The following is a 22,301-nucleotide window of genomic DNA, read 5'->3' as shown; positions in this document are numbered from 1 at the left end:
CTTATTCTGTATAGGTCGCTACCAGCTTCAGATTCGCGTATGCACTATAGCCTCGTATCATCACCCAGTATTTACCTGCGCCACTTGTGATACTACAAGACTCGCTATTACCCCATCTGTAAGGACGGCAATCATAGGTAGAGGTGGTCGGCTTGCTGTCTTTTCTGACATATAAATCCGCATCACCTGAACCGCCAGAAATACTGATTTTCACATTAGACGCGCCAGCTGGTAAGTCTAAGTAATAAAATACAGTGTCTGATTTAGCGCCACTTAATCCCTCTTTTGCGACACCATTGATAAGTTTGGCTGGGTCATCATTTGGGTCAACCAGTTGAATTTGCTTCGAGGTTGTCGCCGATGCACCGGTTGCATCTGTGACCGTTAGTGACACATTGTATTGGCCATAAGCCGTATAATCGTGTGTGACGTTGGCACCGAAGCCATTGCTCGATGCATCCCCATAGCTCCATTCATATTGGCTAATTGCGCCATTAGGTGAGCTAGATGCGCTGCCATCAAAGGTACAACTTAATGCTGTGCAGTCTGCGGTGAACTGAGCGACTGGCATTGGATCGCTGTTGTTATCCCCATCAGGGATCTGATTGTTGAAATGACTGGCGACTTTTGGCCAGATCAGGCTGACTTTCGCCCCTTTATTATGACAACCGCCAAGGTGGTGCAATGCAATAACCTTGTTGGTTGCAGCTGCTAATACAGGAGAGCCTGAAGAACCGCCAATGGTGTCACAGTAATAACCTAAATCGGTGCCAGTACCACGCCCGTTGGCATTGGCATTATTGACTGAGCAGAGTCCATCGGCATCGCGATCTGACTCAATAGAAAGTTCTTTTGGATTACCTGAGCCGTGCTGAGGGATGTAAATGCGTTCACCTTGCGTGGCATCTCTTACATCAAGACCAAAGTAGCCAAACGGTTGTGCTTTTGCAAAATCATTGATGGTGAAGAGCGTATAATCGAGCGTGTAATCTGTCGATAGGAAATCTTTACCCGTCACTTTGACAACGGTTTCACGTGTTGTGCCATTACATGAAGTGTGCTGATAGTTAAACCATACTTCGGTATTGCTGAGTTCAGCTGCACTCTCAACACAGTGGTTATTAGTAAACATGCGGTTATCTGGGCCCACACGCCAGCCAGTACACAGACCACTACCATTCATTAATAGGCGTGCTACAGGACGGCTGCGCTCAAACTCGGTTGGATGAGTATTGGCCCAGCATTGCACATCTTTTCTTTCCATAGCACCACATGTTGAGCTGATCCCAACACCGGTTGCAGGTGCAAGCTGCGGTTCGTTTTCAGTGCCGTGGTCATAATAGTCGATGATGGCACTTTGGCTTGTCGTAACTTGGCTGCCAGGTGTGTATTCTACGACTGCTGTTTCAGCAGAGATAGACATGGCAGAGAAGCTTGTGACACCGTCATCAGCTTGAGCAAGTGTTGCTGCACGCATATTGTTTTCTGTGTACTCATAGCGCTCACTACCGTCTTCTGAGCGCACTACTAGCTTACCACCACCGGCTAAATTAATGTTTTTGAAATGCAACTTTATATAGCTGGCATTGGGGTGTGTCACTGTTTGGGTGATAGTTTGGCTGACATTGTTGGCTGTCATTGTTGCCATTGCTTGAGGTTGGATCACCAAATTTAGCTCAGCACGTTGGCCAATGGTGGCCATACTGGCTTTGCTAGTATATTGCATCATTTGTGCTTCGGTGAGTGCGGTGGTTTGCGCAAAGCAGCTCGCAGAGGCAAGTCCTAGCGCAGATAGTAAATAACGAGTTTTCATTTATGTTCCTTGTTAGTTGTGTTGAGTAATATTTAAACAACAACAAACAAGGTAATCTTATAAATCGCAATTGTAAAGAAATTGATAATAAAATATTTTTATGGTGTTTATTTTAAACGCTGAATAGCCACACTGTTATTCAATTTCAAGTACATAAGGGTTGCGGTGGCGATTATATATTCAGGCTTCGCCTAGTTACATAGGAATATTGGCAAGCCGCTTTTCATGGCATTGCTTGCTTATGCTTTTTATTTCTCAATATCATCAATTATATACAGTTTTAAGAGATAATCGGTGATAAATCACTTTCGATATATCCTGTGGCACGTTTGTTGTGTGAATTTAAAATTAATGAGTTTTTATCAACAGGTCCGGACACGTACCAGTTGGTAATCGGCATGTCTTTTATTTATTGCTGGTGGTAAGGCATCAAATTAAAGAGCGGACAATGTGCGTTTTATGCTTTTGATAAGCTTTCTTATTTTCCGGTTCCGGAATCGAATTGAGATTGCTTCGATTTCGAGGTAAATATCATGCTGTTAATTTTTAAGTTTTTGATATTATTATTTTTTATTTTTGGTATGGTTTTCGCTATTCCTTATCTTCAGTAAGTATCCTTTTTTGATACGCATGACTTACGAGAAGAATTACATGGATATACCAGTACCGAAAAAAACGTCTTTTCCTCTACGCCATAAGTGGGCGATCGGTTTGTTGGCTTGCGCTGTGGTAACAGCTGCGCTATGGGCATCACTGTTGGATAAAAAAACATATTTAGAGCGGCGTTCAGTGATGATTGATACCGTCAAGCATGGTGCGTTGTCGATAACTGTCGATGCATTTGGCACCTTGGTCAGTGCTGAGCAAAAAATTATCACGGCAGCAAGCCCGGGCGTGGTGATCGACATTAAGCACAAACCGGGTGATGTCGTAGCGCCGGGTACCGTGATCGCTCAGTTGGAAAACGCAGACTTAGAATTGGATTATAAGCGCGCGCAGCAACAAACGGCTGAAGCGCAAGCTGAGCTACAGCAATTGGATTTGCGCCAGCAGCGGGAGCTGCTGGTTGAGCGATCAGTCATTAGTCAGTTAGAAGGGCAACAGGCGACTCTGTCTTTTCGTTTTCAAGCGCAAAAAGACCTTGCTGAGCAGGGGATTATCTCTCAACTATCATTTCTTGAAACACAGGCACAACTGCGCAGTGTGACAGGTCAAATTGACCATGCTAAGACGCGTTTGTCACAGTTACAGGCACTGCACCAAAGTACATTGCAGGTGATGCAAAAGCGGGTCGCTTTATCACAACAAGAGCTGGCATCATTGGCGTCCAAAGTTACCGTGCTCTCGATCATCGCACCGCATGACGGTGTCATTGAGCGGATGTCTTTGGATTTAGGCACGCACATCGCGATGGGCGATCATATTGCAACCTTAGGCGACCAAGCAGGGTTAATAGCACAGTTACAAGTGAGCCAGTCTCAAGCTGGCTCTGTAAAAGTTGGCCAGCCAGTAGATGTGTTCGCTGGTGAGGCGGTGTTACGCGGTGAGGTGCTGCGGATTGATCCTGTGGTCTCTCAGCACAGCGTTAAAGTAGAAGTGAGTTTGCCCGAGTATGAGCATTTGGATCTGCGGCCCAAGCAAAGCATTACAGCGTCTATTGTCATCGACACAATAGAAAACACCCATTATATTCGCACGCCGGTTATGGAGCTAAGTACACAGTCTATTGATATGTACAAAGTGCTTGAGAAAGGTCACACAGAGCTTGTTGAGGTTCAGTTAGGGCAACGCAGTGAGCGTTATGTGGAAGTAAAAAGTGGTTTGCAAGCAGGGCAGGCAGTTGTCATTTCAGATCTCGATGCGCTGGCAAAAGCAAGACAAGTCGTGGTTATTCAGTAGGAAGGAAGATGCAAAATATTATTGAAATGCAGGAAATTGGTAAGGTATTCACCACGGCTGATTTTCAAACACATGCACTTAGAAATATCAATATGACAGTGGGTAAAGGAGAATTTGTTTCAATATCTGGTCCCTCTGGATGTGGTAAGTCTACTTTGTTGTCTTTGATGGGACTGTTAGAGCCTGCGTCATCAGGTCGCTACTTATTGGCGGGTCAACAAGTAGATAATCTGACATTCGATCAGGCGGCTAGATTAAGAAATCTGCATATTGGCTTCATCTTCCAATCATTTAATCTCGTAGATGGGCTGTCGGTATTCGATAATGTGGCGCTGCCATTACGCTACAGAGTGCCCAAAATAAACAAGCATGACACTCAGCAACGGGTGCAATCCTGCTTAGAAAAAGTAGGCTTATCTCATCGCAGTACCCATCGCCCCAATCAGCTCTCAGGTGGACAGCAGCAACGAGTGGCTATCGCACGTGCATTGGTGACTCAGCCCAGTATTTTGTTGGTGGATGAAGCAACAGGCAACTTAGACTCCAAAAGTGGTGATGCGGTGATGAAGCTCATCAGTGACTTGCATCAGCAGGGCACCACGATTTGCATGGTAACGCATGATCCGCGTTACGCTGATATGGCATCACGTCGTGTCCAGTTATTTGATGGTGAACTGTTAACTACGGTGAGCAGAGCATCCGGTATGGTAAATACGGTCTTTGGCCCTCTATAAATTGGCTTTTGATATCCACAGGAGGGCTTGGAAAAGATGAATATGATGCAGGAAAATATTAGCTCGATTAAAGCGCTATTTAACAAACTGAGATTTACCGTGTTATTTGTGGTACTGCTTGCCAGCGCGCTTGCCGGTGGTGCCTTGGTCAGCTTAATCGCTTGGCATGCGTATGCACCGCTGCCCTATGCACAGCCTGATCAATTGATTTGGTTACACGGTAGCATGGTTGATGATAAAGACAGTGTGGTGATGGACAAGGCGCTTTCTAATGTCGCAGCCCAATATATCGCCCAGCATGACACTCGGTTGTCTATGGCGACGCCACTACACTACGGCGATGCACTGTATATGAACCATACCAGCCAGCCTAAGTTAAATCTAACTTATGCGGAGCCTGCGTTTTTTACCTTGTTTGAGCAAGAGTTGCTGCAGGGGCGCTACTTTGGCCAAGGGCAATCTGAAGGCGCCATTCCATTTGAAGCGGTTGTCAGTGAGTGCTTTGCTAAGCGTTATATGCCACAGCTTTTAGAGCAGCAGAATCATAAACAAGTGTATAGTATGCAATTAGATCAGCAGACCTTTCAGGTGGTTGGGGTGGTTGCTTGCACTCAAACTGAGCCGCAGATTTACATGCCTAATCGATACACTGACGTCTATGTTTCTTTTGGACACACGATAGACTCGCACGCGATGTCACAAGCGCATATTTCGGTTCGGTATAATACGTTTGTTGTCGGTCGCTCGGCCACAGCGCAAATAGGGCAACCCATATCACCTGATATGACAGCGTATCTAGATGCCCAGTTTCGTGCTGGATTAGTGGATTTTGGCAGTGCCCTTAATAACCATGTACGTTTTGAATATGACGCATTAAAGCAATATTTAAAAGGAGATATACAGCAGTCGAGTGATTGGCTGTTGCTGAGCGGTGGTGCGTTCTTATTGATCACCTTGATTAATTTGTTGACGTTCTATTTGTTAGACATCAAAAAGCAACAAGCACACCTTGTACTTAAGTCGACATTGGGTGCGCCGCTGAGCACATTGCGTCTGGCACACTACTGGCAGGTGATTGTATTGTTCTTACTCTCGGCGATGTGCGCGGCAGTGCTTGTTGAGCTGGGGATATTTGCGATCCAGATGTTTGGTGCGCAATCGATTGCGCATTTAGATTGGCTACAGGTTAATCTTCTTCACTATGTCATAATATTCGCCGTTGCCATCGTATTGGCGCTAGGGTTTGCCGTATTTGGTTTTAAGCAACTGCCATTTACAAGCTTGTATCAGAATTTGCAAGGCGCAGGGAAAGGTCAAGAAAAGCAACTACCTCAATGGTTTAGTGTCACTATACTGGTTACTCAACTGAGCATTGGCATGGTTGTATTATGTATTGGTACTTGGTCGGCTAATTACTTCGGCAGTCAAGTGCAAACCCCTTCAGGCATTGATGCCGAGGATACAGTGTTTGTTGTGCGTCATCAGCTCTCTTGGCGCCAAGATGACGTCGCTATCGCAGAGCGCAAACAACTTTTCCTTTCTAATATTCGAGCACTTTCCTCGCATCCTAAAGTCGCAGCTGTTGCCCTAAGTAGCTTAAATCCATTAGATACCAGTTATTTGGCGCAAATTGGAAAGCAGCCTGTGAAGTCAGCACAGGTAACTATGCACTCACAATTAGTGGGAGAAGACTATTTTTCTCTGCTTGGGCTGCACTTTATTGCGGGTGATACTTTTACACGATTAGATAGCGCTCGACGAGAATCGGTCATCATAAATCGTGCCGCAGCAGAGATGCTCGATATTGAGGTCGAAGATATTGGACTGAGTCTCTACGGTCGAAGCGGCCAGCCTATTAGGCTGTTGGGTATCGTAGAAAATATTTATAGTCACGGTAAAGGTGCGCCTGCGACTGTGTATTTTCCACATGATTATTATGAAGGGAATATGGTGGTTAGGTTTAAGTCTAATCAATCAATGTCAAAATTAGAACTATCTCAGGTTTTGCAGCAGCAGGTTAATTCGCAAAGTGTCCGTGAGGTAACCGATTTAACGCATCATTTATCTGGACTGAATCAAGCGGCTGTACTGAGTTTTTATAGTGGACTTGGTTTAAGCTTTTTAATGATTATGCAAGTACTTGTGGGGTTATATGGACTGCTTGGTAATCTTGCCTTAGCCCAGCAGCCAGTATTGTTGATTAAACAGCAAGTTGGTGCAACACGTTTGCAATTACTTACCGAGCAAATGCATTGCCGTTTGGTGCATTTTGGTGTTGCCATGTTAATCGCAACAAGTGTAACGCTAGGTTTGGGAGTTTTCTTACCCATGACGGTGAGCAGCCTGCTTTTCAATTACCTATGCTCATTAGTTATAGTTTTTATCATGTTGTTTATTATAGAGATTAATCATTTAAGAGGTCAGTTGAAAAAATATTGAAAGGTTGTAACAGATTCTTACAAATGTCACACCCTAGGGGGGGGAAATCTTGTTAATATAGCGCTAGGAAATTATCAATAGGTACAGTCATGCAAGCAAAAATACTGAAATGGATATTACCCTTCGCCGCGTTGGGTATTGGCTTCATTGGGTTTATGGGTATAAACGCCGTGGCCAAAAATGATGATGAGTCTGATGTAGTGGATACGCGACCGGTTGTTGAAGTTGAAGCGATTGAGGCACAAGATCATCAAGTTGTGATCAATAGCTATGGTGAAGTCGTGCCATTAGACCAAACCATGTTGTCCGTGCAAGTGTCGGGAGAAATAGAGTATTGGCATCCAAAGTTTGTCACTGGCGGCATTGTCAGTAAAGGTGATGTACTGCTGCGTATTGAAAAAGATAACTATGAAGCAGCGGTGTTGCAAGCGGAAGCTGCATTATCGAGTGCGCAGGCTCAGTTAATTGAAGAGCAAGCCTTGGCTGATGTCGCTGCTGACGAAGCGAAGCGTTTTCCTAACAAGAAGCACACGGACTTATTTTTGCGTAAGCCTCAGTTGCTGAGTGCACATGCCGCGGTGAAATCGGCAAAAGCGGCGCTAAAAAGAGCGCAGCGTGATCTAGATAATTGTGCTGTTGTAGCCCCTTTTAATGCATTAATTGTATCGAGAGAAGTCGGGTTAGGGCAATTTGTCAGTACCGGCAGCCCAGTAGCCAGGCTAAACAACATAGAGCAAGCTGAAGTGGTGATCCCTATCGCGGGCTTTGACTCTATCTTTTTACCTGAACAAGTATCTGGCTTAAAAGCCACATTGACACAAAAAGGCGTGAATGGTTTTACTCGTGACGCTTATATCCACCGTGATCTTGGTGTGGTTGATCAGCAAACACGTATGAGCAGTTTAGTGGTACGCATTGAAGATCCGTACGGCTTGACTAGCAGTAAGCCTAAAGTGAAGTTTGGTACATATGTACAGGTTCAATTTAAAGGTGAGACGCTTCGTCAAATCTATCGTCTTCCGCAGGAATTAGTGAATAACCAGACTGTATGGTTACTTAATGACGAAGCACAACTAGAGCCGCGTCCTGTGCAAGTGATCCGTGAAGAAGGCATGTATTACTTAGTGGGTGAAGGGCTATCCAATAGCGACAAAGTTGTGGTGACCTTACCTGAATACCCGCAACGCGGTATGGCTGTTAAAGTTGCAGGCTCTAAAGAAAATGAGACAGAGTCTGATAATTCGGGAAAGCTGTAACAGCAGGGAATGAACTATGAGTGAGCAAATAAAAACATCCCAAAAGGGGTTAATTGCCTATTTTGCGCATAACCCTGTCGCGGCAAATTTGATGATGGTCTTTATCCTGATAATGGGTATCGTGAGCTATTTGACGATTCAGCGACAAATGTTTCCCAGTATCGAGCTGAACTTTGTCAGTATTAATGCAAGTTACCCTGGCGCATCGCCGCAGGAAATTGAAGAAAGTATTCTTATCAAGATTGAAGAGTCTTTGAAAGATGTGACTGAAATCGACAAAGGCGTTTATCGAGCTCGCCGAGGCAGCGGTAGTGTGCAGTTAGAAATAGACACTGGCGCTGATTTAAGCGATGTGGTCGAAAAGGTGCGAACCCGAGTTGATGGGATTGCGACGTTTCCAGCAGCGATGGAGCCAATTCGAGTTCAACAAGTCGAGTTTCGTCAAGACGTTATCCAAATGGCACTGGCTGCCGATATTCCTTTAAAGGACCTTAAGCCACTTGCCAAAGAGGTTGAAGACGAGCTGTTGCAGTTATCTAATGTGTCCTTAGTTGAGCGCAGTACGCCTGCGTATGAAATCGCCATTGAAATCGACCCAGACACACTACGCCGTTACGGCTTGACCATTAGCGATGTGAGTAATTCCATTCGTAGATACTCAGCGAATATATCAGCCGGTGAAGTACGTACGGATGCAGGTATTATTTCAGTGCGGGTTGAAAACCAAAAATACCGTGGTGATGAATTCAAACGCATACCTGTAAAAGTGGGTGATAATGGTGCAAAAGTTTATCTGCAAGACGTTGCGGTGATCAAAGATGAATTTGTTGAAGGCGAGTTTTACTTCAAACAAAATGGCATCAATGCCGCATTCTTATCAGTCAAAGCAACCAAAGACCAAAACATGATCCCAGTTGCTAAAACAGTCCATGCTTATATTGAAGAAAAGAATAAGACACTACCGGCTGGTGTGTCACTCACACCTATCGTAGATATGACTTACTACTTAGATGCACGTCTTGAAATGATGAAGAAGAATATGCTGCAAGGTGCGCTGTTAGTGGCCATTATGTTGTCAATCTTCTTACGTTTTAAGCTTGCTCTTTGGGTGATGGTTGGTTTACCGGTGTGCTTCTTGGGCGCCATTATGTTGATGCCTGTATTTGGCGTAAGCATAAATATTGTGTCCTTGTTCGCATTCATCATGGTACTGGGTATAGTGGTCGATGATGCCATAGTTATAGGAGAGGCAGCCTATACGGAGGTCGAGCGCAGTGGCCCAAGTGTCGACAGTGTTGTACGTGGTGCCAAGCGCGTTGCTACCCCAGCCACGTTTGGTGTGTTGACTACCATGGCAGTATTTGCGCCGATGATTATGTCTAGTGGGCCACAAGGGGCTTTCTTTAAATCGATTTCTATAGTGGTAATACTATGTTTGATATTCAGCTTAATTGAGTCAAAATGGATATTACCTGCACATATAGGTCATACTAAGTTTAAGCCGCTGCGTGAAAACAGTCGACGTGCTAAGTTTAACAAGCATTTCTTTGCATTTGTAAATGGGCCTTATCGTAATTTAGTTGAAAAAGCAGTGGAGTGGCGCTGGGCAGTATTCTGCGGTTTTATCGCCATATTCATTATAAGCATGTCTTTGATCACCTCAAATCAAGTACGTTTTATACCGTTACCGAAAGTGTCTCATGACTTCCCTCAAATAAATATCATACTCAATGACAATGTGTCTGATGAGCAAACGATGGCGGCACTGCAGCAAATCGAAAGCATGATGTTGACTGTGGACAAAGACATCGAGCGCGAGTACGGCCAAAAGATGGTGAAAGACATCTTAGTATGGAATGAAGGCCGCAGTGAAGGTAATGTGCTAGCTGTACTTGTTGATGAAGACTTACGTCCATTTGACGCTTTTGAGTTGTCCCGCCGTTGGCGTGAAGCCATGCCAACGATCGCCGGCGTTAAATCGTTAATTGTGATTGATGACGTCAATGATCCAGGTAACGGTGATGGTGAGTTTGGTTATCTGATTTATGGGCCAGATATTGAGATGCTTAATGCTGCGGGCAGACAATTTATTGCCATGCTGCAACAAGAAAAAGGCTTGTTTGATATCAGTTCAACGATAGATCCACCAAGTAAAGAAGTACAGTTATCACTAAAACCAGTGGCCTATGACTTGGGTTTGAATTTGGCTGATGTGGCTAATCAGATTGGTGATAGCTTTTATGGTGGCGAGGCACAGCGTCTGATCCGTGATGGTGAGGAAATACGTGTGATGGTGCGCTATCCAAAACTGGATAGAGAAGCGGTAGCGTCACTGAAGTATGCGCTGATCAAAACACCGGATGGTCGTGAAGTGGTACTGGGCGATGTGGTTGAATTTACTGAAAAGCCAGGTGTGAGTTATATCCGTCGTGAAGGTGGATATCGCACTGTATATGTGTATGGCAGCATTGATGAGCAGGTTATTGAGCCTTCAGCTGTTGTCGACAACATTAAAGAAAACTTACTACCTAAGCTATTTGAGCAGTTTCCTGATGTGAAAACTGAACTGGGTGGTTCGGTGGAGGAGACGCAAGCACAAGCCGATGAACAGATCATGTTCTTTGCTGCAGGTATGATGATTGTGTATATCTTGCTGGCAGTGCCATTGAAGAGTTATTCACAGCCGCTGATTATTATGTCAGTCATTCCATTTAGCTTGATTGGTGCAGTTTGGGGTCACTGGTTAAATGGTTTAGACATGAGCATGATGTCGACCTTTGGTCTCATTGCAGCTGCCGGGGTTGTTATTAATGACTCCTTGGTTATGACCGACTATGTCAACCAAGTACGCAAAGAAGGTGTGAAGCTCAAAGATGCGGTGATTGAGGCTGGGTGCGCGCGCTTTAGAGCAATTACCTTGACGTCCATTACAACGTTTGCAGGTGTTACACCGATCATCTTCGAAACTAGTTTACAAGCTAAGTTTGTTATCCCAATGGCGATTTCACTTGGTTTCGCAGTCTTGTTTGCAACGCTAATTACCTTGATATTGGTACCTTGCTTGTACATTATTTTGGTGGATATTAAGAGTGCTTTTTCGAAGCTTGGACAATCGAAGAAACGCTTTAAGAAAGACTCGACTCAGTCGGCAGTATAGTCGATAGTCAATACATTAAAGCCCAGCTCCATGCTGGGCTTTTTCATTTCTAACTTTCTAATTAGATGTGCTATTCCGTTTTGATATTTAAAGTTATAAAGTAACACTTTCTACCTTCGTCTTAAGCTGTAGTTGACGTTTTATGTAACGTTTAAAATTGTGCTTTGACAGTGATTGTATTTGGTACTGTTTGGAGCATTCAGCCAGTCACAGCACAAAGCTGTACCTCATCTTAAGCTATGTTAGACTCGATGAATAATAACAAATCAGGAACAACTATATGACCAAAGCGCTTACCCCGCCAGTGGCAAAAAAAGTACCCCATGTTATGGAAATACATGGGCATCAAAGGACAGATAACTATTACTGGATGCGCGATGATAAGCGTCAAAATGACGAGGTGTTAACTCATTTAAAAGCAGAAAATGATTACTGTGAAGCAGTAATGAAACCTCATATAGATTTACAGGCAACGTTATTTGAGGAAATGAAAGGGCGTATCGTTAAAGATGATTCTTCTGTGCCGGTAAAAGATGGTCTTTATTGGTATACCAATGAGGTAAGTGGCGAGGAAGAATATGGTCGCCATTATCGCGCTCTTAATGAAGCGATGGACGATAAAACGTTGTTGCTTGATGTAAACGAGTTGGCTAAAGGATTTGAGTTTTATGAGCTGGCTGATTTGGCGGTGAGTCCAGATGACAATCTCCTTGCATATAGTGAAGATACCGATGGCCGTCGAATTTACACGATAAAGTTTAAAGACCTGAATACTGGTCAAATGCTCGAAGATTGCCTTGTTGAAACTGAGGGTGAAGTAGTTTGGGCAAATGACAATCGTACCGTATTCTATGTAAGAAAAGATTTGCAAACCTTGTTGGGATTTCAAGTTTATCGTCATGTGTTGGGTACACCGCAAAGTGAGGATGTCTTGGTATATGAAGAACAAGATCGACAATATTATATGGGCCTTGGTAAGAGTCGCGATGAGAGCCAAATCTATATTTATTTGTCAGCCACTGAGACCAGCGACGTACTCTGCCTAGATGCAGAACAACCAATGGGTGAGTTCAAACGTTTATTGGCCCGTCAGGAGGGGCATGAGTATGGGCTTGATAAATTTGGTGAGTATTATTATTTATTAACAAATAGCGATGCGAAGAACTTTCGTATGGTGCGGGTTGAGCTGGATGCTGTGAATGACCCGGGTCAATGGGAAGAGGTAATTGCACATCGTGAAAATGTATTGCTAGAAGGGTTGGAGTTGTTTGACTCACACTTTGTCATCACGGAACGAGAAATGGGCCAAATCCGTTTTGTTATTCATGATTATGCCGGCGCTAGCTATCAGCTCGGCTTTGACGATGAATGTTACTATGCGGGGGTTGGCTATAACCCAGAACCAAGTTCAACTTTTGTTAGTATTACCTATTCCAGTTTAACGACGCCAAGCAGCGTTTATAGTTGCGATTTGACTACTGGTCAAAAGACCTTGAAAAAGCAAATGAAGGTATTGGGAGATTTTAAACCTCAGGATTATGCCTCAGAGCGCTTACACATTACAGCCCGTGATGGTGAAAAAGTACCAGTTTCTATTGTTTACCGAAAATCACTATTTAAAAAAGATGGCACTAACCCATTGCTACAATATGGTTATGGTGCATATGGCTATACAGTAGACCCGACTTTCTCCAGTTCTACTCTGAGTTTATTAGACCGAGGCTTTGTGTATGTTATTGCACATATTAGGGGTTCAGAAATGCTGGGTCGTCACTGGTATGAAAGCGGTAAAAAAGCACATAAAGAAAATAGCTTCAACGACTTTGTGGATGTGACTCGTGCATTGGTAGAGCAGCAATATGGTGCACCAGATAAAATCTTTGCCTCAGGTGGTAGTGCAGGAGGTCTGTTGATGGGAGCGGTGATGAACCAAGCACCTGAATTATACTTAGGGATTGGTTGCCATGTGCCATTTGTCGATGCATTGACTACTATGTTGGATGAATCTATACCATTGACAACCAATGAATATGACGAGTGGGGGAACCCAAATAATTTTGCTGATTATCAGAGTATTTTATCGTATTCGCCTTATGACAATTTAGCAATGAAGGACTATCCTAATACGTTAGTAACTACGGGGCTTCATGATTCTCAAGTGCCATATTGGGAGCCGATGAAATGGGTAGCTAAGCTCAGAGAGCTGAAAACTGATAATAACATATTAGTGTTTAAAACCGATTTGGATTCTGGGCATGGAGGGGCGTCTGGCAGATTTAAGAGCTTGCATGAAAAGGCGTTGGAAATGGCCTTTTTTATCTCTTTGTTACCAAAACAGGGTGGCTAACTGACTCGGCTATTGACGTCGCACATTGGATTGTAGGAGGGTGGTATGTTTTCAGTACATGGACAGTGGCAAATAGACATTATCCCACCGACGGTTTTTGTCAATCTTGTGGGTGCATTTAATAGTGAAGGGGTCGCTGCATTAGTGCAAGAAGCACGCAAGCGTTGGCAAGACTATCAGCCTAGTCAATTGCACTGTGCAGTGGTCAATCTGAGTGAGTTTGAAATGACCACTGCTGATAGCATTGCAGCACTCAAAGCATACTGCAAAGACATGGAGCTGCGTGGTTATCGTCAGATTGACTACATTGGTATCGATGCCTTAACCCGCAAATTCATTTGTGAGTTATGGGCTGATAGTGACATCAAGGTACAGTTGTACCTTGACGTGGCTGCCTATCTTAGTCAGCATCCGAGCTATCGAGGTGTGGCCTCATGGTTGGATTAGCCTAAATATGCTTTAAGCATCCAGACTAATTTTTCTTGCTCTGTGATGTAATCACCCATTAGAGATGCGGTGCCCTCATCCTCTGCATCAGCAGCTTGCGCCAGTATAGTACGTTGCGACTTAATGAGTTGAGTGAAACCGGCAAGCAGGGTTGCGACTGCTTCAGGGCCATTTTGAATATCTTTTGCTTCGGCAATTTCACTGGCGTTGAGGTAATCGCTAAACGCATGTAGTGGGATACCTTCAATGGTTAAGATACGCTCTGCTAATTCGTCCACTTTGAGTAATAGCTGGTTGTAAATTTCTTCAAATTTAACGTGTAGTTCAAAAAACTCTCTCCCTTTGATGTTCCAGTGGAAGCTGCGCGCATTCATATATTGAATTTGGTAGCTACTTAAAAGCACGTTTAATGCTGCAACCAGTTGCTCACTTTTTTGTTTGTCTAACCCTATGCTATTTGTCATTTTTCGCTACCTTATGATGCTGCTCGCAATGTTTGCGGCATGTTTGAATGCTTGTCATTGTTTGACTTTGTATGCTGTACAGTTTGGCGGATAGGGTCGAAAAAGACCAACGACTAAAAGCGATTATAGCCATCGAAAAAGTCGTTATCACCTGCTTAAAGCTTGCCACTTTGACGACAAAGTCTGCGCTTTGTTGATCCATCGCAAGTGCGGCAAGGTGTGTATAAAAAGTGGTTTTTCAGTTTGATTTAGGTCAATTTTCATACTGACATCAAGGCCATAATAAAAAGGCAAAGCGTCCTGTTTTATTTCTTAGGCCATTTCTAGGGCGCTAATTCTTTAAGGAGAGCTCTATGAAAGGTAAAACAGAATCACAGCATAAAGGTGAAATTACCGTTGTTGTCATTGCGCTGCTGGCTTTTGTGGTTGGACTAGTGGGGCATTTAGCTGGGGCTAGCTATGCAAACTCTGACAGCTTTGGCTATTTGGCAGCACCGGTGCCATTAATTACGGGTATCATTGCTTTGGTCGCATATAAGGTTGCGCAAAAGGCAGATAAATAATCTACTTATCGCGACTGATCACGTCAATGATATAGTCCATCACACTACGTGAATAAATCAAGGTGGTATGGCTGCGGTGAAACACTTTATGCTCAGCCATGCCTTTTAGTTTTGTCTCATCGAGCAGCACTGTGCCATCTGAACGGCTGCCTTTTTGCAATAAGGGCATCAACCCAATTGGTAAGTCGCCTGCAATGCTATATAAACGTGCATTAAAAGGCCATGTATTGGTTTCACTTAATAAATACTCGACGCTGTTTTTTAATAAGCCATCAAACCCTTTATCATGCATATGTTTTGCGATGGCGCTGCCTTTGTGAGGGGTGCCAAGGGTAATGACTTTTTCAACATGTTGACTCTGAGTTGAAGCATGGGTGAGGTAGTCTCTGGCGACCAGTCCCCCCATAGAGTGACATACAAAAGCAGCTGGCTTATCCGCGATAAATGCGTCTATTCGCTCGAAGATAGCTTGCCTGTCGGGGGCCAAGGTGTTGTAGCTTAAATTGAGGATTTCACACCCGGTTTTTTCTAACCGAGTACAAAGCGGCTGCATCACAAACCCTGACATATATAGACCATGAAGGACGACAATCCGCTTTATATTCATACTGTTCCTTATTTCAGCTGGGTAGGCACAATCTGCACGCTGTGCTTTGAATCACTGAGCCATATTTCGCCATCTTGGATTGTCGCTGTCAAATCCATTGAACGAGCAAATAGCTCTACCATTTGTGAAGTGGCTGAATAAGGTAGGCTGTAAACACGTAAATTATCATATTGATTGGCTGCTGACTGGTTCTTTTTCCACCAAATTTCTTGGGTGTTTTCACCATAAGTGTACAATACCACTTGCTGCGAACGCACTGCGGCTTTTTTCAGGCGCTTTTCATCTGGCAAACCAACATCAACCCACAGCTCAATGTCATCGGTCAGATTTTTTTGCCACGCGGCAGGTTCATCGTCCACACATAGCCCTTTAGTAAAGCTCAGCTCTTCAGTGTATTGCAAGATATAAGCAAGTAGACGTACCATCAATCGCTGTTCGTTCTCTGAAGGGTGCTGCGCTAAAGTGAGTGACTTATCGGTATAGACATGTCTATCCATATCACTGATATTTAAGTGTGCTTTTAGAATTGTAGATTTTAGGGCCATGTTAATATGCTGAGAGTTTTTAAAGGCCCAGTATATCAAGATTTATCTATCTGGTGCGTTTTACGTTAAAATAGTCACAGATTTTAGTTTTGGAGAGATTTTTATGGCCATCCAATGGTTTCCTGGACATATGAATAAGGCGCGCAATGAGATCAAAGAAATCATGCCGCAGATGGATGTCATTATTGAAGTACTTGATGCGCGTATTCCGTATAGCAGTGAAAACCCAATGGTTGCGCAATTACGCGGTGACAAGCCGGTCATCAAAATCTTAAACAAAGCGGACTTGGCAGATCCCGAGATGACCAAAGCTTGGATGGCGTATTTTGAGCAAGAGGATGGGGTAAAAACCTTATCATTTGGTCATGACAAAGCGGCGGAAGTACATCGCATTAATGCGCTGTGTAAAAAGTTAGCGCCGCACAAGGTCGGTCAAGACAAGCAATTAAAAGCCATGATCATGGGTATTCCTAATGTAGGTAAATCAACCCTTATCAATATATTAGCTGGTCGCATTGTTGCTAAGACAGGCAATGAACCTGCGGTAACTAAGGCGCAGCAACGTATTCGCTTAGAAGATGGTATCATGCTGTACGATACGCCGGGTATGTTGTGGCCAAAAGTGGAGAATGAAAACTCGGGCTACCGTCTAGCCGCAACGGGTGCTATTCGTGACACAGCCATTAACTATGAAGAGGTGGCAAGTTATACCGCTGAATATTTGTTGAAGGCTTACCCTGAACTACTGAAAAGTCGTTATAAAATTGACGAGCTGCCAGACTGCGATTGGACATTTATTGAAATGGCTGGGCGCAAACGAGGCTGTATTCGTGGTGGCAATCAGGTTGATACCCATAAAATGTCAGAGATCCTCATCAACGAGTTACGCGATGCGGTGCTTGGCCATGTAACCATGGAAACGCCACAAATGCGTGAAGAGGAAGAGCAAATGGTTGCCGAGATCCGCGCTGCAGCTGAAGCGAAAAAAGCGGCACGAGAAGAAGAAAAGCGTCAACGCCGTGCTCGCGCGAGAAAAAATCGCCGCTAATTCATCAGGCGGCTTTTGCAAGCACTGAGCGATTACGCCCTGTGCTTTTGGCGCTGTATAAAGCAGCGTCAGCGCGCTTCAATAAACCATCCTCAGATTCATCAATATGATATTGTGCAAGACCAATACTGGCCGTGACTTTGACTTCACACACACTGGCACTGAGCGCCTGATGGATCTGCTCTGCTAATTCATGGCCTTGATTGAGTGCTGTTTTTGGGAGCAAAATAACAAACTCTTCACCACCCCAGCGACATACTGAACCGTGTTCTTTGACCACCGACTTGCAAATATGTGCAACATGCTTGAGGACTTTGTCACCGACCAAGTGCCCGTGTTTGTCATTCACTTGTTTGAAGTGGTCAATGTCTAACATCATCATAACAAGCGGTTTGAATTGGTTGCGTGCTTTTTGTAGCTCAGATTGCAGCCTAGGTTCAAATGCTTGTCGATTGTAGGTATTTGTTAGCTTATCAAACGTCGCCATCTTTTCGAGTCGCTTTTGGTAATGGTTAAAGGTGAGCTGAGCGCTAAACAAGATGACGCCGGTGATCACAATACCCATCAACAAATTAATATAGAGGCTTTCCGAAAGGGAGTTATTTTGATCAAGTGCTTGCTCAACAATGAGATACCAACCAAAGTGGGCCAAATAGCGAGAATTAATAAACAAAGTTTTATCGTCTTGCTCTAAACGCAATTTATAGGTTTGGTTGTCCAATAATGTCGTACCATGTTGACCAAATTTATCGTTTAACGAGTAGTCTGCGAATGTGGCGTCGTTATAAAACAATAAACGGCCTTTGTGATCAATAAAGTAGACTTTACGGTCGTAAGTATGCTGGTACTTATCGATGAGACGTTTTAAGTGATCCAGTTTGATACCAACGCCAGTGATACCCATTACCTGATTGTTTACGATGATTTTATGATTTACAAAGATGGTTGCTTGGTGGTCATCTCTTGGATCTAAGTCAACATTGAGCGTATACAAGGCATCGTTGTCCATGGTGTCTTGGTACCAAGTGTCCTGTTTGCTTAATGTAGTGGTACTACCGTCATAGCGATAATAGGCTTGGTCATGGCTGGTGGCGAGAAAGCTAGTGACCGCATCAAAATCACTGCGTGTTTGTCTTAGATATTCAAATAAGAAAGTTGTGTCTTTTTCGGGTTGAGCGAGCCAAGTGTGTAAAAACGTATTGTTGGCCATTTGTGATGAAATAATTATGGGTGCTTGCAGTTGTTTTTGTAGGTCGGTGTGAATAAGGTGGCTGGTTAGGGGCAGAGCATCATTTTCAATACCGCGAAATAATGATTGCTTAGCAATGATCAAACTAAACCAGCTTGTAAAAATGAAGCCTGCTAGGAGCAGCACCGTTAAGATGAAGTTGTAGCGGTAGCGTGTTTGAGTCATTACATTGTTGCTTAATTAAATAGGTACAGGATTTTAACCGCAGACCATAGGTACAGACTATTACACCTGATTACAATTGCTTTATTAGTCGCAATAAAAAAGGCCCTGTAAGGGCCTTTTAGGTTCATATCTACCGTCACCGATATGAGCAATGTAGCAAGTAAAATAGTAAGTTGGTTGTTAGTGAATCGCGTTAAGGGGCGTTAATGTTCATCACTGACAACCAGAAGCTGTTTGCGTGCGCCACACGTGTTTCGGGGTCGAGAAACAAAATCTGAGTACGTCAACAAAGTGAGTTAATCCGTCTTTGTTGAGATTGATTATCAATTAGATCTTGGTGGGTGTCAACACTTATTTGAAAATAATTCTCATTTAGTTTTGTGCTAAGGGTATTCGTGGTCAACGCATATTTGTGTCGCTCATATTGGAGCTTCTAGTATTACTTTATACAGATACATTTCGCTGGGGTTCGAGCCAAAATTCGACGACAAGGTGAGTCTAAGGTAATAAAAAAGCCCGCAATTGCGGGCCTTTTTTGATCATATCTACCGTCACCGATATGAGCAATGTAGCAAGTAAAATAGTAAGTGGGTTGAGTGTGCTTTATTTAAGGGGCGTTAAGATAAAGCACATGCAACCTTGCATTTTAACGTGTGCATCACGTGTTTCAGGGTCTTGAAACAATTTAGCGTACTTAACAAGTTGAGCCGTCTACTCAACTTGTTGAGATTGATTATCAATTGTATTTTGATCTATGTCAATATTTTTTGAAAATAATTATCATTTAGATGTTTGGGTATAAGAATATTGAAAATGAGGACTTTAGATAAGTAGGCGAGCAGTAAAGTTATAGTGTAGTAGAAATAGAAAAGCCCGCGGGTCAAGCGGGCTTTTGTGTTCATATCTACCGTCACTGATATGAGCAATGTAGCAAGTAAAATAGTCGGTTTTTACAAGTTGCTTTAGGGGCGTAAAGCAACGCGTTATTACCTAGCGTGTAACGTTCGCTCAACGTGTTTCAGGGTCGAGAAACAAAATTAGAGTACTTCAACAAAATAAACCGTCACTTACTTTGTTGAGATTGATTATCAATAACATTTGTTTTTATGTCAACACTTATTTGCAAATAGTTCTCATTTGTTTTTTTCGGAAGTGCCATGTCTGTTGTCATAAATTGTTTTTTTGTTAAAATTTAGGTTCCAAAATGTGTTTTTTTGGTAAGTTTAAATTTACAATCGAAAAGCTAACTTTAAAAGGAAATTATATGCGTATTTTAGCTTCTCTATTTACTGCATTGGGTTTGCTGTGCACCAGTATAGCAAGTGTTGCATTTGAACGTGTTGACGAACCGTTTATGTACTTTATGTCTCAAGGTAAAGAAGTCAAAGTGGAGTTTATAACTCGGAATTGGGGAACAGAAGCGAAACATATGCAGCTGTTCGTCGAATGTTCTGATGAATGCTCTCAAACTTGGTTTACTCAGCGTTTGATGGAAGATTTTGTGCATGCTTCACAAAATAATACATTTTACGGCCGTTATTATATCGAGGAAGAGCCGTGCGTTAACCCTTGGGACGATTGCACACCAATGAGCCCTCCAATTGATACCCTAAATGAAGAAACGCTTGAAGCCGTGATATCGCCGCAGCGTTCTACCAATCGTCGTTACTACAATATAAGTCCAGGTTCACGGGACAAATCTTTCGATGATAATAGTGTAGATGGCGTAGGTTCTGCCGCTGGTTTAACCGCTGCAGGGGCGATTGCTTCGTCAATTATTAGTCGCACCAATAATACCCAAGGCATGCCGCAGATCATGATCTGGGGTGAAAAGCGCGGATCTATGGGGCAAGTATATCCGACAAAGGTTTGCAAATTTAACGGTTACTATTGTGCGCCATTTACCGAGTGGGTATTTCTCGTTGACTTTAATACAGACACTGTGACTGTGCATTACGAGGTGAATCAATCTGATCCAGCTTCTCGCGAATTGGAATATGTACTGGATGAGTCCTTGGCAAAAATGAACTGGATGTGCACAACAACCCAAACGGGGACATTACCAAATCTCGTTGTGCAGAAAACATGCTATTTAAAGTCATAAATTGTCATTGAGATACTGTTAGTAATACAACATAGCCCGGTTTTACAACCGGGCTATGTTGTATTTTATCTATAGAACGAGGTATAACAGTTACATAAAAATAACAAAAGAGGTGGCTTAATGATCAGTACATTGGGGTTGATTGGTGCTTTGGCAGCATTGATTTGGCTGACGTTAAGAGGGATGAATCTGTTTATTGCAGCGCCGTTATGTGCGCTACTAGTCGCACTTAGTAGTGATATTGCGATATTTAATGGCATCAATAGCGGTAACTTTGTCTCAATTTATATGTCCGGATTCAGCGGATTTATTCAAGCTTGGTTCTTTATGTTTTTGCTGGGATCATTGTTTGGTAAATTTATGGAAGATACGGGCGCTGCAGATGCTATAGCGCGGTACATTACCGATAAAATAGGGATGAAGCATGCTGTATTCGCCATTGTACTAGCCTGTGCCTTATTAACTTATGGCGGGGTGAGTGTCTTTATTGTGGCGTTTTCTGTTTATCCGATGGCATTGAGCTTATTTAAAGATGCCAATCTTCCTCGGCGTTTTATCCCTGCGGTACTGGCTTTTGGTTCGGTGACATTTACCATGACCTCAGCGGGCTCCCCTGAAATACAAAACTGGATCCCGATAAAATACTTGGGCACGTCTCCTTATGCTGCATGGCAAGAAAGCTTGATTGTCGCAGTATTTATGGCTGTCTTAGGTTATTTCTTAATGGTTAAAATGATTAAAAGGGCCATCGACAATGGCGAGTCTTTTCAAGCGAGAGCGGGCGATCCTATCGAGGATAAACGTCATTTACCTCACCCAATTACAGGCCTGTTGCCATTACTTGTGGTGCTGAGTTTATCATTCTTGCTACACGAGCAGCTTCAGCAAAGTGCTTTAATTGCTGCCTTGCTCGGCGGCGTCATATCTATTTTTATCATTAATTTTAAGTACTTTAAAAGTCTATCTCAGGCCATTAATCTAGGAACAACAGGGGCATTGGTGGCTATTGGCAATACGGCTGCGGTCGTCGGCTTTGGAGCCGTTGCTAAGGGCACGCCTGCGTTTCAAGAAGCTGTGGCCTTAATGACTTCGATCCCTGGTAATGAGCTACTGGGTGCTGCAATTGCGGTCAGTGTGATTGCGGCGTTAACAGGCTCAGCTTCTGGCGGGCAAGCAATTGCGCTACCTTTAGTTGCGCCGCACTATTTAGATTTGGGAGTCGATGAAAACCAGTTACATCGTGTTGTCGCGATTAGTTCGGGTGCACTGGATACCTTGCCACACAATGGCTATGTTGTGACAACGGTACGGGCGATTTGTGGCGAGAAACACCAAGATGCTTATTGGCCACTGGCGGTATTGACGGTATGTGTGCCTTTATTAGGAGTTGCTTTGATCTTGGGGTTATTTATTTGGTTTTAACTGATGGTGTCAATGGGTAAGCAGTTGTCATGCAAAATTCAT

At 43.5% G+C, this 22,301-nt stretch carries 17 protein-coding genes; 11 read left to right on the top strand and 6 right to left on the bottom strand.

Annotated features, from left to right (window positions below; genetic code table 11):
- Position 1: 1 nt before the first annotated feature.
- On the bottom strand, positions 2-1,813 hold the full coding sequence (locus tag QNM16_RS25655) for a PKD domain-containing protein (protein ID WP_284023046.1): 1,812 nt from the start codon (positions 1,811-1,813) through the stop codon (positions 2-4).
- 651 nt (positions 1,814-2,464) lie between these two features.
- Between QNM16_RS25655 and QNM16_RS25650 the strand changes: the two genes are divergently transcribed.
- The 7 genes from QNM16_RS25650 to QNM16_RS25620 all read left to right on the top strand — a co-directional run bounded on the left by QNM16_RS25650 (position 2,465) and on the right by QNM16_RS25620 (position 14,092).
- On the top strand, positions 2,465-3,712 hold the full coding sequence (locus QNM16_RS25650) for an efflux RND transporter periplasmic adaptor subunit (protein ID WP_284023045.1): 1,248 nt from the start codon (positions 2,465-2,467) through the stop codon (positions 3,710-3,712).
- 8 nt (positions 3,713-3,720) lie between these two features.
- A complete protein-coding gene (locus QNM16_RS25645; protein WP_284023044.1) occupies positions 3,721-4,446 on the top strand; it encodes an ABC transporter ATP-binding protein in 726 nt (241 codons plus the stop codon).
- Positions 4,447-4,482: 36 nt separating this feature from the next.
- A complete protein-coding gene (locus tag QNM16_RS25640; protein WP_284023043.1) occupies positions 4,483-6,885 on the top strand; it encodes an ABC transporter permease in 2,403 nt (800 codons plus the stop codon).
- An 89-nt stretch (positions 6,886-6,974) separates the two neighbouring features.
- Complete coding sequence (locus tag QNM16_RS25635) at positions 6,975-8,141, top strand: efflux RND transporter periplasmic adaptor subunit (protein ID WP_284023042.1); 1,167 nt, start codon at positions 6,975-6,977, stop codon at positions 8,139-8,141.
- A 16-nt stretch (positions 8,142-8,157) separates the two neighbouring features.
- Positions 8,158-11,298: an efflux RND transporter permease subunit gene (locus tag QNM16_RS25630; protein ID WP_284023041.1), complete on the top strand. Its 3,141-nt coding sequence runs from the start codon at positions 8,158-8,160 to the stop codon at positions 11,296-11,298.
- A 280-nt stretch (positions 11,299-11,578) separates the two neighbouring features.
- Complete coding sequence (locus QNM16_RS25625; protein WP_284023040.1) at positions 11,579-13,645, top strand: S9 family peptidase; 2,067 nt, start codon at positions 11,579-11,581, stop codon at positions 13,643-13,645.
- A gap of 45 nt (positions 13,646-13,690) precedes the next feature.
- Positions 13,691-14,092: a hypothetical protein gene (locus QNM16_RS25620; RefSeq protein WP_284023039.1), complete on the top strand. Its 402-nt coding sequence runs from the start codon at positions 13,691-13,693 to the stop codon at positions 14,090-14,092.
- On the opposite strand, the gene QNM16_RS25615 is transcribed toward QNM16_RS25620, so the two are convergent.
- Both QNM16_RS25615 and QNM16_RS25610 read right to left on the bottom strand, forming a co-directional pair.
- Positions 14,089-14,556 carry a Dps family protein gene (locus QNM16_RS25615; protein ID WP_046354281.1) on the bottom strand — a complete coding sequence of 156 codons (468 nt, stop codon included), beginning with the start codon at positions 14,554-14,556 and terminating at the stop codon, positions 14,089-14,091. The two genes, QNM16_RS25620 and QNM16_RS25615, sit on opposite strands and share 4 nt — an antisense overlap.
- Positions 14,546-14,758, bottom strand: coding sequence for a hypothetical protein (locus QNM16_RS25610; RefSeq protein WP_284023038.1), 213 nt, complete (start codon positions 14,756-14,758; stop codon positions 14,546-14,548). Before QNM16_RS25610 ends, QNM16_RS25615 begins: the two co-directional genes overlap by 11 nt.
- A gap of 151 nt (positions 14,759-14,909) precedes the next feature.
- Here QNM16_RS25610 and QNM16_RS25605 point away from each other — a divergent pair, with 151 nt between their 5' ends.
- Positions 14,910-15,119, top strand: a complete 210-nt coding sequence (locus tag QNM16_RS25605; RefSeq protein WP_284023037.1) for a hypothetical protein — start codon at positions 14,910-14,912, stop codon at positions 15,117-15,119.
- A gap of 1 nt (position 15,120) precedes the next feature.
- Here the strand turns inward: QNM16_RS25605 and QNM16_RS25600 are convergent, their stop codons facing one another.
- Together QNM16_RS25600 and QNM16_RS25595 are read right to left on the bottom strand one after the other, a co-directional pair.
- Positions 15,121-15,726, bottom strand: coding sequence for a lipase family alpha/beta hydrolase (locus QNM16_RS25600; protein WP_284023036.1), 606 nt, complete (start codon positions 15,724-15,726; stop codon positions 15,121-15,123).
- A gap of 8 nt (positions 15,727-15,734) precedes the next feature.
- A complete protein-coding gene (locus tag QNM16_RS25595) occupies positions 15,735-16,271 on the bottom strand; it encodes a YaeQ family protein (RefSeq protein WP_284023035.1) in 537 nt (178 codons plus the stop codon).
- A gap of 103 nt (positions 16,272-16,374) precedes the next feature.
- Between QNM16_RS25595 and ylqF the strand changes: the two genes are divergently transcribed.
- Entirely contained in the window at positions 16,375-17,319 is a 945-nt protein-coding gene (gene ylqF, locus QNM16_RS25590) for a ribosome biogenesis GTPase YlqF (RefSeq protein WP_046354279.1), read from the top strand.
- Positions 17,320-17,323: 4 nt separating this feature from the next.
- Here the strand turns inward: ylqF and QNM16_RS25585 are convergent, their stop codons facing one another.
- Positions 17,324-18,733: a sensor domain-containing diguanylate cyclase gene (locus tag QNM16_RS25585; protein ID WP_284023034.1), complete on the bottom strand. Its 1,410-nt coding sequence runs from the start codon at positions 18,731-18,733 to the stop codon at positions 17,324-17,326.
- A 1,264-nt stretch (positions 18,734-19,997) separates the two neighbouring features.
- Here QNM16_RS25585 and QNM16_RS25580 point away from each other — a divergent pair.
- Both QNM16_RS25580 and QNM16_RS25575 read left to right on the top strand, forming a co-directional pair.
- A complete protein-coding gene (locus QNM16_RS25580; RefSeq protein ID WP_284023033.1) occupies positions 19,998-20,837 on the top strand; it encodes a hypothetical protein in 840 nt (279 codons plus the stop codon).
- Between the two features lie 120 nt (positions 20,838-20,957).
- Positions 20,958-22,259, top strand: a complete 1,302-nt coding sequence (locus QNM16_RS25575; RefSeq protein ID WP_284023032.1) for a GntP family permease — start codon at positions 20,958-20,960, stop codon at positions 22,257-22,259.
- Positions 22,260-22,301: the final 42 nt, after the last annotated feature.

This window comes from Pseudoalteromonas umbrosa, assembly GCF_030125375.1.
Taxonomy (GTDB): domain Bacteria; phylum Pseudomonadota; class Gammaproteobacteria; order Enterobacterales; family Alteromonadaceae; genus Pseudoalteromonas; species Pseudoalteromonas umbrosa.
This window is presented reverse-complemented; position numbering and strand designations above follow the sequence as displayed.